Origin of the sequence: Xenococcus sp. PCC 7305 (assembly GCF_000332055.1) — a bacterium.
Lineage (GTDB): Bacteria > Cyanobacteriota > Cyanobacteriia > Cyanobacteriales > Xenococcaceae > Xenococcus.
Map to the genome: position 1 here is coordinate 13,917 of NZ_ALVZ01000226.1, position 11,942 is coordinate 25,858.

At 39.8% G+C, this 11,942-nt stretch carries 10 protein-coding genes; 4 read left to right on the plus strand and 6 right to left on the minus strand.

All coding sequences use genetic code 11. The features are described from left to right. Window positions 1-6 precede the first annotated feature (6 nt). Window positions 7-1,761 (plus strand): fatty acyl-AMP ligase, encoded by a 1,755-nt coding sequence (locus tag XEN7305_RS22300; RefSeq protein ID WP_006511795.1) that lies wholly within the window; start codon window positions 7-9, stop codon window positions 1,759-1,761. 103 nt (window positions 1,762-1,864) lie between these two features. Here the strand turns inward: XEN7305_RS22300 and XEN7305_RS22305 are convergent, their stop codons facing one another. From XEN7305_RS22305 to XEN7305_RS22320, 4 genes are all read right to left on the minus strand, one after another. Next, window positions 1,865-2,296, minus strand: a complete 432-nt coding sequence (locus XEN7305_RS22305; RefSeq protein WP_006511796.1) for a KH domain-containing protein — start codon at window positions 2,294-2,296, stop codon at window positions 1,865-1,867. Continuing rightward, the gene (gene rpsP, locus XEN7305_RS22310; RefSeq protein WP_006511797.1) at window positions 2,289-2,537 is read right to left on the minus strand and encodes a 30S ribosomal protein S16; all 249 of its coding nucleotides are present in this window, start codon (window positions 2,535-2,537) and stop codon (window positions 2,289-2,291) included. Before rpsP ends, XEN7305_RS22305 begins: the two co-directional genes overlap by 8 nt. Before the next feature lie 151 nt (window positions 2,538-2,688). After that, window positions 2,689-5,229: an alpha/beta hydrolase gene (locus XEN7305_RS22315; protein ID WP_006511798.1), complete on the minus strand. Its 2,541-nt coding sequence runs from the start codon at window positions 5,227-5,229 to the stop codon at window positions 2,689-2,691. Between the two features lie 133 nt (window positions 5,230-5,362). Then, window positions 5,363-5,857: a lactoylglutathione lyase family protein gene (locus tag XEN7305_RS22320; protein WP_006511799.1), complete on the minus strand. Its 495-nt coding sequence runs from the start codon at window positions 5,855-5,857 to the stop codon at window positions 5,363-5,365. A gap of 179 nt (window positions 5,858-6,036) precedes the next feature. On the opposite strand from XEN7305_RS22320, the gene XEN7305_RS22325 reads away from it, so the two are divergent. Beyond that, on the plus strand, window positions 6,037-7,944 hold the full coding sequence (locus XEN7305_RS22325; protein ID WP_006511800.1) for a hypothetical protein: 1,908 nt from the start codon (window positions 6,037-6,039) through the stop codon (window positions 7,942-7,944). Between the two features lie 14 nt (window positions 7,945-7,958). On the opposite strand, the gene XEN7305_RS22330 is transcribed toward XEN7305_RS22325, so the two are convergent. Continuing rightward, window positions 7,959-9,266, minus strand: coding sequence for an MFS transporter (locus XEN7305_RS22330; protein WP_006511801.1), 1,308 nt, complete (start codon window positions 9,264-9,266; stop codon window positions 7,959-7,961). Window positions 9,267-9,412: 146 nt separating this feature from the next. Here XEN7305_RS22330 and XEN7305_RS22335 point away from each other — a divergent pair, with 146 nt between their 5' ends. Both XEN7305_RS22335 and XEN7305_RS22340 read left to right on the plus strand, forming a co-directional pair. Beyond that, window positions 9,413-10,555, plus strand: coding sequence for a mechanosensitive ion channel family protein (locus tag XEN7305_RS22335; RefSeq protein WP_006511802.1), 1,143 nt, complete (start codon window positions 9,413-9,415; stop codon window positions 10,553-10,555). Beyond that, a complete protein-coding gene (locus tag XEN7305_RS22340) occupies window positions 10,530-11,534 on the plus strand; it encodes a mechanosensitive ion channel family protein (RefSeq protein WP_006511803.1) in 1,005 nt (334 codons plus the stop codon). The genes XEN7305_RS22335 and XEN7305_RS22340 overlap by 26 nt, the downstream gene beginning before the upstream one ends. A gap of 43 nt (window positions 11,535-11,577) precedes the next feature. Here XEN7305_RS22340 and XEN7305_RS22345 read toward each other — a convergent pair whose 3' ends face one another. After that, window positions 11,578-11,913, minus strand: coding sequence for a XisI protein (locus XEN7305_RS22345; protein ID WP_006511804.1), 336 nt, complete (start codon window positions 11,911-11,913; stop codon window positions 11,578-11,580). Between the last annotated feature and the right edge of the window lie 29 nt (window positions 11,914-11,942).

Here is an 11,942-nt window from a genome sequence, read left to right on the forward strand (position 1 = left end):
ATCAATATGATCAATCAAAAATTTAAGTTTTTGCCTCAACATCAATTAAATTCTATGGCTGATATTCTTAGTTATCAGGCGGCAACTAAACCCAATGCAACAGCATATATTTTTCTGCAAAATGGGGAGAGAGAAACGGCTAGAATAACTTATCAAGAATTGGAGAAAAAAGCCAAAGAAATAGCTGTTTATCTTCAGGCATGGCAAGGAGAAAGAGCCTTATTACTTTATCCGCCTGGATTGGAATTTGTTACCGCATTTTTTGGTTGTTTATATGCAGGAGTTATTGCCATTCCTGTTTATCCCCCACGGCGTAATCAAAAGTTATCTCGCTTACTGATGATTGTTAATGATGCTGAAGCAAACTTAGCATTCACAACTACGGCAATTTATGATGATATTCAAAAAAGATGGACTGAAGAAACCAAGTTAGCCAATCTAAAATTGATTGCTACAGATACGATTGAAGCTAATAGTCAAGATTTTATTGTTAAATCCATTGCTCCTGAAAGTTTAGCTTTTTTACAATATACTTCTGGGACAACAGGAAAGCCCAAAGGGGTCATGGTTAGTCATGGCAATATTGTTCACAATCAACAGGTAATTCATCGTGCTAGTCTGCTAAACGAGGAGAGTATTATTGTCAGTTGGTTGCCGATGTTTCATGATTTAGGATTAATTGGCAACGTTTTATATTCAGTTTATTTGGGATCTTCTATTATTTTGATGCCTCCGGTGGCCTTTCTCCAAAAACCGATACGTTGGTTAAGAGCGATCGCGAAATATCAAGGGAATGCTAGTGGTGGGCCTAATTTTGCTTACAATGCTTGCATTGAAAAAATTAAGCCAGAACAGTTAGAAGATCTCGATCTTAGTAGTTGGCAGATCGCTTTTAATTGTGGGGAAAATGTTTTAGCGAAAACTATAGAACAATTTAGTACCAAATTTGCTCTCTATGGTTTTAGTAAAAATTCTTTTTATCCTTATTATGGATTAGCAGAAGGAACTTTATTTGTTACGGGAAGACAAAAAAATACGGAGCTGATTATTAAAGATTTTGAGGCTACGGCTTTGGAGCAAAATCAGGTGCTTGAAAGTGCAGCAAATAAATTATCTTCTCGTCGGTTAGTTAGTTGTGGTCATTGTTGTTTGGATGATCAAGTAGTAATTGCTAATCCTCAAACTTTAACTTCTTGCCCTGAGGGGGAAGTAGGGGAAATTTGGGTTTCAGGAAAAACTGTTGCTCTAGGATATTGGCAACAAAATGACAATGCTACATTTAAAGCTTTTCTTAAAGATAGAGTGGAAGGTCCATTTTTACGTACTGGGGATTTAGGTTTTGTATGGCAAGGTGAGCTGTATATTACGGGTCGTCTCAAAGAAGTTATTATTATCAGAGGGCAAAATCATTATCCTCAAGATCTAGAATTTACAGTACAACAAACTCATCAAGCTTTAAGAAAGAATCACGGAGCAGCTTTTACTGTAGATATTGATGGTCAAGAGAAATTAATTATCGTTCAAGAAATAGAACGTCAGTACCGAAAAACCTTCAATAAACAGGAGCTCACTCGTCTGATCAATAAAAATGTTACAGCTCAACATGGATTGGATATTCATACTATTCTCTTTGTCAAACCTGGTGCGATCGCTAAAACTTCTAGTGGCAAAATTCAACGTCTGATTTGTCGAGAAATATTTCTTCGAGGAGAATTTATTAGTTTAGGTGAGACCAAACAATTAGCAAAGCTCTCTATGTAAAACAAATAATACTGCTACATTAAAAGGCGATTACCCATAAAAAAATAATCGCCGAGACCTCTTGCTAGGTTTCAGCGATCGCATTGGACTATGAATTATTGGACTATGAATTAATGATTGGTCGATTAGGCTTACTAGGTCGTTCTCTCGAACCTCTTCTGCGGTCGGAATCTCGCGACCCTTTGCGTCCTTCCCGACCACGAGGTGCATCACCGTTAAATGACTTTTCTTTAGAGGAAAGATCTTCGTTGCCGTAGATATCTAAATGTATGTGCTGATTGACATTAGCCGCAGCAGTCTTCAAAACAGTTCTAATTGCTTTAATATTACGACCACCACGCCCGAACACCTTACCCTTATCATTGGTGTCGAAAGCAACTCTTAGCCAAAGTTTCTTGGTACTGGCCACCTGTTCGCAATGAATAGACAGGGTTTGGGGATCTTCCAAAAAAGGCTCTAAAAGAAATGACACCAGCCCCGCGTAATCAGGACTGGCATTGTTCTGACTAGCAGATAATGCTGGGTCGTTAGGCATGAACTTGCTCAAAAACTTTAGCTCTAGTTAAAATGTTTTTTACGGTATCAGAAGGTTGTGCTCCTTGTTGCAGACGTTTCACGATCGCAGGAACATTTAGTCTAGTCTCATCAGTTCTAGGATTATAAAAACCCAATTCTTCAATGGGGCGACCATTCCGGCGTCTTTTACTTTCGATCGCGACTATCCGATAGCTAGCCTCTCTCTTTTTTCCAAATTTCTTTAAACGGATTTTTACCATATTACCTCAAAAGTCTTGTTTGCTGATTGTAAGCGATTGACTGTAGATTCCCAATATTGAGCCTCAGAACTAATTATTATATCATTGGAAATCTACAATCTAACTAGATATTTCAATAATGACCTCAAACCAGTCTTTGAGAATAAATAGATCACCGAGTCATGAAAGCATTGGTCGCTCGACAAGAATCAACATTTAACAATACTTCTGCGGGCAATTGAGAAAACCATTGATTGCTAAATTGCTCTAGGTTTTTGCTTTTTAAAAAACCGTTGATCATATCTTGCCATTGACGATCATTATCGGGAAGTAAAATCCCATAATAATCACAAGTTAGAGGTTGCTGAGGGAAGAGTAGATAATCACCACTGGTTAAGCCTTGGCGTTCGATTTCCTGGCTAGACAAAATGCTGCTACTGGCAAAGGCATCAATGGACTTATTTTGTAGAGCTCCTACTGCTCTGGCGATCGCATTTTCCCCTTCAAAATACATTTTTTCCGCTGTGGGATATTTTGCTTCAATGAACTTTTCTGTCGTGGTATTTCTAACTACACCAATAGTGAAATCTGCCAAATCTGCAATTTTCCCGACCTGCTCAGCCCAGTCACTAGAGACCAGAAACTTAGTTCCCGTGGCAAAGAAGGGTTGAGAGAAAGTGAGATCCTCAATATCATTCCTAATGGAATTGGGACCGCATTCGAGATGGACTTGGTCCTGTTGTACTAGTTGATAGCGATTTGAGACATTAGAAGGCAATTTGACGACTTGAATCCCGCCAGGCCGGTTCAACGCTATTTCGAGATGCTGTTCTAGCGAATTGATAAAACTAGCACAGTAACCAGACCAATTTGCATTTTCCTCTAGAAACCCGAAGGGTTTGGCATCGCTTCTTACCGCCACTTTTAGGACTCCAGTGCGCTCAATTTCCTCTAAAATTGACTCCTCTCGTGGGGCTTTAGCTACCGTCACAGGATTGGGCAGCAAGGGAAAAGGTGGCTTTTTGCCGTAGGCAGTTTCTAGTTGTTCTGGTTGCAAAGATTGAGTCAGATAAAGACGAATATCCGCTTCTTGGGACATCTTCTTAGTATGAGCCGCCGTGAGATAGGGTTTATATTCTGCTAATTCTCGTAGATGATAATTAAAGAAAGCAACCGACATTGTCTTGAGATAATCATAGGCGATCGCGCTTTGGCCATTTAGTTGGTTGGAACTATCCAGCGCAGGCATGCCCTCTAGTCCCACTTGCTCTACAGTAGAAAAATGAGTTCCTGGATCTAGTAAAGTAAAATACCGCTCGGGGGTTTCTAACCAGAAAAAAGGATGAATTTGATTTTGAACAGGGGGAACCGTGGTGTCTTTGCTGCTAGACCAAATCATCGTGGGGATCTCAAGAGTGGCCATTCCCTCAGGGCCGAAAATTGGATTAGTTAGGGGATATACGGCAAAGACAGCCTTGATGCGAGGATCTCTTAACTGAAAACTAATCGGTGGGAGATGTTGCGCTTGGCACTGAAAGTAAAAACTAAAAACAGGGTTCAAATCGTCTTGACTGCATTCTGCTGCTAGTCTAGGTTGATTAATTTCTGCTCCTGCGATCGCAAGTGCACTATAACCCCCGAAAGAATAACCAAAAACGCCTACCTGCTCCAGATTGAGTTTAGCTGCCCATTGCGGGTCTTGGGCTGTCAAATTCTCTAATTCATCTAACAAGTAAGTCACATCCAAGGGACGACTAATAAATTCAGCAGGATTAATCCAACCGCTTAGTTCTCTATTGGGCGAGGCCATACGCTGAGCTAAATTAGTTCCATGATGCTCGATAGAGGCCACCGCATAACCAAAGGAGGCCAATTGTTGAGCTACATAGCCATAGGTATCTGGGGTCGCGCCAAAGCCTTGGGTGATAATGATTAAAGGAGCTGGGTCAGGATTGTCCTGGGGAAGATATAAGTCAAAATCTAAAGTATAGGAAGAAGCTAGTCCAATATTAATTGAGCGCAAACTATCAACTTCAAAAGACATTGTTTGCTTGCTTACTTGCCAAGGACCAGGTTGGCTCAAATCTTCAAGTTGCGAGACATCGAGGCGCGAGTTTTGCGCTTCCGCTTCCGACTGCTGAATAATTTCTGTGACGACTGCTTTTTGATAGCTAGATAACTTGGCTAAATCTCGTCCAATCTGAATTAAATAATCAGAGTCGAGATAAATATCTTTGGTGGGAAAATGACGTAAAAAATTAATTACCGTGAGACCTTCTTCCTCATCTGCTGCGGACAAAATTGCCGCGGCTCTCATGCCATAAAAGCCATTAACCCCAGGACTTATCTTGACAGCTTTACCTATCTTGTTAAGTATTTCTTCAGCTATGGGAAGACGGGCGTAACGGGCAAGAAAAGCAGGCTCAATGTCAAAGCGCTGTTGAAGAAGTTCTCGTAGTTGAACTTTGGTGGCCTCATCAAGACGATTGGTAATTAGAGCGAGATCAGAATTAGCTTGTCCTTGTTCGGCAAAAGTTTCCAGATCATCAACTGAAATAGCTAGTTGTAGCGGCCCGACAAAAGTCACAATTCTCTCCGCAGACAAAATCGGTTTGGGTCTGAGCAAAACTGCTATGGTACTTATGCCCATAAATAAACAAGCAGTTGTTACTAGATTAAGTAATCTCTGGTGATTGGCTTTCGTTGGAGACATATTGACTAGTAACTACTAATGTAAAAAATCTATTGTAACGACAACTACTAGTCCGACAATTTGGGATTGGTGGATAGAAGTAAGCAATGGTCAGACTGAAATTCATTGTCAGCAAATTGAGAATTTCAGAATTTTAATATGCACCCTGTGAATAAGTAAGCTCATAACTGTGAGAGTAGACCTCGAATATAAGACCAAACGGATCTTCTACATAAACCATCTTGTATGGTTTCTCTCCAGGATAATACTCTCGAATTGGCATTCTCTGTTTGCCCCCATGAGCCACTATTTTCTCAGTGAGCCCCTCTATATCAGGGTCCTGAACGCAAAAATGGAATGTGCTTGTTTTCCAATATTCGAAATCCTTGGGTTTTTCGTTGTTTTTAAACTCAAACATTTCCACCCCGATTTTATCCCCTGTAGACATATGAGCGATTTTAAAAGAACCCCAACCAGTACCAAATACATCAATACACATTTGTCCTATCGGTGTTGCAGATTCTTCTGTGATTACGGTCGGTTTCATGATTAGATACCAACCCATAACCTTGCTATAAAATTCGACGGCTTTCTCCACATCAGGAACGGAAATTCCAATATGTGAAAATGTTCTTGGATAATTACTCACGACATTTCTCTTTTGTTAAAGTTAATCACTTGTCATATTAAAAGCTTCTAGAATATCTAGACTGTATCAATACCTACCCAGAATTTGGAGTCCTACATAGCTAGATGGCTCCAGCAGGAAGTAATGACAAAGCCGTAATATAATACGCCAATGAGTTCATTTAATCACCGAGATTTTCTATGGTTAAAGATTTTGGTTCATCTTCTATTTATACAAAGAACAGTAGTACATCCTCGTCACTACTATCAGCGACCAAAGGAACAACCATCAATAAATTACAGCAAGCATCCGTCAAACTATTCTGTGTTCTTGGTTTGCTCACGGTCAATGTTTTTGGCCAATCGTTAGTGGCCAGAGCTGCTGAAGTTAAAAATAATAATGAGACTGCTTCTTTAGATCAGATTATTTGTCTTGCTACTTCGGGCAATGGTTACAATTGGGCTGCTACTTTTACTTGGGCCTCAGAAATGATTAGAGATGCGATCGCTCAAGCTCCTCCAGAAGCGAGGTTTAATGCGGCTTGTGTTTCGGGGGCAAGCTCGGGAAGTGCGTTTGTTTCTGTTTATGGTTCACTTTTAAACAATAAAAAATTATTTGCTCGTGGGGATTATAGTCCCCAAGATATGACGAGAGCAGAAGCCCAGATTCTCTCTAAGTCTTTACTCTACATGGCCCTGGCTGCTGACTTTCGACCCGAAGTTACTAGGTTTTACGTTTCTAAAGATGGTGATTCTCAGCCTGTTCCCCCTTGGTGGAAATCCCAATTTACCCTCGAAAGAGTGATGCTAGATTTTGGCACTAGGGTCATGCTTGCCCAGAATATTTCTCTTACAGATATCAATCAAGTTGAGCAACTAGAGCAATTTGTTCAGTATCAGACTGTGGCTGAATTAGAAGCAGTAGCCAAAAATAAAGAAATTCGCAATCAATATCGTCAGGTCACCTTTGATATTTGGGAGCAATCTCAGGAGATTATTAACCAGCTTTATCAAAATGCTAATTATCCTAGAACAGCAAGAAAAGAAGATCGGGATGATTTTCGTGATAATCCTGACCATCCTGTCCGCCAAGCTTTAGCCCAGCAACCTCCTGAGGGTATCTTAGCTATGACCTATGGAGAATTGGCCTATACTGAGTCCCAAGTTGATTATCAAAATATGCGCTCCCAGGCTCCTCCGGTAGATGTATTGGTGCCCTTTGTCTTTACGAGTGAAGCCACAGCCAAGAAAATTATTCGATCGCCTTTTTATCGCGCTCAGGTAACGGGACAAGATCCCTATGTAGATCAATATGTGATCTCTGTTGTGCCAGATTATTTCACCATGATTCGCCATGGAGTGAGAGAGCCTAATCTGCTTCCTGTGGGACTCTATCGTGTTTCCCCTGCCATAGAAGGTACGGATCGCGAGTTTACAGCAGAGATCAGTAAGTTTTATCAACCCTTAGCGGAAGCACAATGGCAAAGTGAACCCAGCTTTAAACTATTTCCTAGTACTCGTAGTTTGTTGCAAGATGGCAAGTTACTCAATGCTCAGATGGGGATTGCTGGGGGCTGGATCGACAGCTATGTTGGCGGACAAGCAACTCTTTATTTGGGGTCTGGTTACGCCAATGAAAAATCTAACTCTAATTTATATTATTCGACCTTTTCTGGCCAGGATGGGATGAGTAACTTTGCCCAGCAGGTAGTGAAAAAATATTTTGCGCCACAGGATTCTAAGCAGGCAATTGCTGAGATTGAAGCCCACAGAGAGCATTTACCAGTATTGATAAATCGTTATCAGGAGTTTCATGCTAACCATGAAATTAGTTGGCAACCCATATTTGTTGATTGGTCGGTTCGCTTCTTTTCCGAAAACAAAAAACTGATAGGGAAAATCATTGGCAAGGTTGATAATGTTCTAAAGCTGGGATTTAACTATCTACCAGTGGCCAATACTAAGCAATCTAATTATCTTTTGGCGAGAACCATGAATGTTGTTCGTCAAACCCTTGGTCTTGATGAAGGGCAAGGTTATATTTTTGATCGAGCATATGCAGATCGTCATTATCGGCAAAAGGTGCAACAGGAAGCAGAGTCTGACTGAAAAATACTAAATACTTAGAGAAGAGGCTCGCGACTTCGATCGCTCATAAAACTAATTGCTGTTGCTGAGGTAAATGCCGCCAAGGACAAATAAAGGGCTGGAGCATAAGAATTGCCGCTAACTTCAATCAGCCAGGTGGCAATCAAAGGGGAAGTTCCCCCGACAATGCCAGCCCCTAAGTTCAAAGCAAGAGAATATGCCGTAAGACGGGTTTGGGAGGGAAATAGTTCCACCATCATCGCAGGAGAAGTACCTAGCAACATTCCAATCAGAAGTGCCAGCCAAATCTGAGCGATCCAAACCAAGAGAATATTTGCTTGGTGTAACAAGACAAAGGCGGGATAACTAGAGAGGGCAATTGTACTCATGGCAATCAACAACCAAGATTTACGTCGTAGAGTCCGATCCGACAACCATCCCATGAGGGGAATTATTCCTATTAATAATGCGATCGCGACAGTGTTAATTAACAGAGCTTGGCCAAAAGCAATATCAGTAAAATTTGTTAAGTAAGTTGGCAAATAAACCAGTGCCAGATAGAAAATCACACTGTAACCACTAGAAAAAATCGTTGCTTGAATGATTGGAGTGACATCTTTCTTGAGAGCGCTCAGAAATGGTGTTTTGCTATCTAAATGATGTTCCTGAAAAATCTCAGAAGCAGGCATATCTCTGCGCAGATAAAAGCCCACTAATCCCAATAACCCGCCGATCAAGAAAGGCAGGCGCCAACCCCAATTCTGAAGGCTAGATTCTGGCAAAAAATTTGCCATCAAGGTGACTATCCCCAATCCCAACAACATTCCCAACATTGAGCCCACATTAGCAAAACTAGCAGTAAAACCACGACGATCTTGGGGCGCAGTCTCCGCCACATAGGTTACTGACCCTGTAAATTCGCCTCCCACAGACAATCCCTGAATCAATCTTAAAAAAATCAAGGCAATCGGTGCTGCAATGCCAATTTGCTCATAGGTTGGCAATGTTCCCAATAAAAAAGTCGGAATTGCCATCAAGATCACTGAGAGAAATAGTTCTATACGACGATCAATGCGATCGCCTATATATCCAAAAACAACAGCCCCAATTGGTCGCAGAATAAATCCGGCAGCAAACACACCATAGGTTTCTAGTAGAGAAATCACCTCATTTTCGTTGGGAAAAAATAGAGTTGAGAGAATCGGTGCAAAATAGCCAAAAAGGGCGAAATCATACCATTCAATAATGTTGCCAATAACACCAGCTAGGACAACTATTTTAGTATTTTTAGGCTGATTTTCTGACTTATTATTTACAATTTGAGTTGTAGGTATTTGTGCCACTGACTGTTGCTGCTAAATCTTAGGATATATTCACCTTAGCAGGTCTTAATAGAGCTATTACAACATTAGTTTGTATTATTAAGTGGTACTTGTTAATCATTATTCTATTTTTTCAATAAACTGTCTATTGCGTGCTGGTAATCAAAATGACAATTTTCGGCTCAAAGGTAGAAGAAATATTTGCTTTTCTCTATAGAACAATCTATCAATCAAGTTTACCTAATATTATTATTTTTCTCATCTTTGTCCTTCTCGCAATTACCATCGGACAAGTCGTCCCTATTTTGCTGAAGTTCATTCTGTATTTAGGAGATCTTCAAAAAGAGAAAAATCTCTATGTTCTCATTTTTAAGCCGGTTCGAGCCTCAATTAAGCTCTGTAGTACTTTAATCCTTATTTATTGGTCTATCTTGTTATGGCTTGAGGGATATCGAGAACTATATAAGGTTCTAGAACCGTTAGTTTCTTTTTTAGCTTTGATTGCTATTGCTTGGATGACTTCTCGGATCTTGGCGCAATTGATCCGCGTTTACGGCATCAAGTTTATGCGTCAGTCTGGATTCGTAGTTAATGAAATGTTGTTGGCATTTGAAACCTTAGCTAATATCATGATTGGATTTATTGCTATTGTTGTCTATGCTGAAACCCGTAATTTTTCTTGGGTTAGTTTGTTGGCGGGTATCTCTCTTGGGGGAGCAGCCCTTGGGTTAGCATTGTCTAACACTGTTGATGATTTTTTCGGTACGATTCTATTATTTTTAGACCGTCGTTTTTTACCTGGAGAATATATTCGCTTACCAGCATCGACTAGTGGGAGAGCCGAAGAAGTATTTGGAAGGGTCGAATCTATTGGTTGGCGCTCAACGACTATTCGCGTAGCTGGTAAAAACACTCTGTATATCCTGTCAAATCCTTTGTTGGCACGCGATGAAGTAGAAAATGTCAGTCGCGGCAAAAAAATCATGGTTTTAATTTATCTCGATTTTATGAAACAGCTGCAAGAACGAGAACAAGCATTGATCGAACAAGTGATTATCGAAAGTACCGAAAAATTATTTGGCATTGCTCCCGATAGCACTAATGTTAATTTTACCCAGCAGTTGGATCATGATTTGACCAGGGCGATGGTTAATTTCTCCATTTTAGGTTCAACGAAGAACTCAATTGAATTTAGAAAAAAAATTTTAGAATCTACCTATGAGGAAATATCAGAAAAATTGAGAAATTTTGGGATTAAATTTGTAGCGCAAGAACCTAATATCTATGTCGAAGCCCCAATCACCATTTAAGTATCATAATTATATAGAGCGTTTTGCTGCTTCTCCAATAGCTATCGCGTATAAACAAATAGTTGAACCTTATTTCTCTTTAATTCAGATATTTTGGGGATTGGCGATCGCTGAGTTCATTCTGTTGCTAGTAAAACCCATAGTTAATCTATCTTTTCTCGAAATCATTCTTAGTTTGAGTATTGGAATCACAACCTGTTATCTTGGCTATCAAATTATTGGCGATTATTTTCGTCTCTATATTGGAAATTCTCTGGATAAAGGACGCAAGCTTGATGCCGAGTTTCTACTGGTTGCCAAATTCTCAATTAACTCAGCTCTAGTCTTCATCGTCATTACTATCTTTGCTGTAACTCATGAGATCGATATTTTTGGTTTATTAGCGAGTATTGGGATTGGCGGGGTTGCGATTGCGTTTGCCGCTCAAAAAATCTTAGAGCAAATTATTGGTGGGATTGTCCTCTTTTTTGATAGTCCCTTTGCGATCGATGACTACATCAAACTTCCAGATGGAACTTTTGGCCGCGTAGAATCTATCGGTCTACGCCTAACGAAAATTCGCACTTCAGGTAAAGGAACTCTTGTCAGCGTTCCCAATAATTCTTTGACTCAAGAAAATGTGGAAAACTTTACGAATGCTGGCAAAATTATGGCAATGGTACATTTAACTTTTCCTCAAGGGATTAGTATTGATCAGAAAGCTCTGCTACATCAGCTTATTATCACTGCGAGCAAAGATATTTGGGGCATCGATCCCCGCAGCACTGCGATTAATTTTAGTGACTTAAATGCTGCTGATAAAATGCAAGCCCAGGTGAGTTTTTGCATTCTTAGTTCTGGTAATGAATTGTCAACGGAGCTCCGTAGTCAAATACTGCAAATCGCAGGAAGCAAAATTAGTAAGAAGTTAGACGAATTTGGTATTGCCCATGAAATAAAACAACCCTCAGAGGCTATTAATTTACCTATAAATATCTGATAGTATATATGCAATATTAATATTACAATACTTTTTTATTATTTTAACCAACAGCAAACTCGGTAAATTTGCGAACATCTGGGGGATGAAATGCTAGCACAATATCACTTTTAGGAATACCTGCTCTCAGTAAATCACTAGCAATCCCATCCTCTAACCCATCTCGATGAATCCAAATTTTATTGTCAATAATTTCTAAATGAACCACACAGCCATGAATTTTTACGTCATCTTCCCAACCAATAGCCATTAATAAATAATCTTTTCTATCATTACTAACAACTAATTTATGTTTGCGATCTTGATAGCGATAGGGAATATCTGCATATCCTTTCATAATAGGATAAATAATATTATAAAAATTTGTCAACTGATCCATTGTAATATTACCTCCTTTTTCTGAATAAC

Coding starts and splice junctions, on each gene's coding strand:
- XEN7305_RS22340 (WP_006511803.1), top strand. CDS start 10,530: ATGTCGAAGCCCCAATCACCATTTAAGTATCATAATTATATAGAGCGT.
- XEN7305_RS22305 (WP_006511796.1), bottom strand. CDS start 2,296: ATGCCTAACGACCCAGCATTATCTGCTAGTCAGAACAATGCCAGTCCT.
- XEN7305_RS22335 (WP_006511802.1), top strand. CDS start 9,413: ATGACAATTTTCGGCTCAAAGGTAGAAGAAATATTTGCTTTTCTCTAT.
- rpsP (WP_006511797.1), bottom strand. CDS start 2,537: ATGGTAAAAATCCGTTTAAAGAAATTTGGAAAAAAGAGAGAGGCTAGC.
- XEN7305_RS22325 (WP_006511800.1), top strand. CDS start 6,037: ATGGTTAAAGATTTTGGTTCATCTTCTATTTATACAAAGAACAGTAGT.
- XEN7305_RS22345 (WP_006511804.1), bottom strand. CDS start 11,913: ATGGATCAGTTGACAAATTTTTATAATATTATTTATCCTATTATGAAA.
- XEN7305_RS22315 (WP_006511798.1), bottom strand. CDS start 5,229: ATGTCTCCAACGAAAGCCAATCACCAGAGATTACTTAATCTAGTAACA.
- XEN7305_RS22300 (WP_006511795.1), top strand. CDS start 7: ATGATCAATCAAAAATTTAAGTTTTTGCCTCAACATCAATTAAATTCT.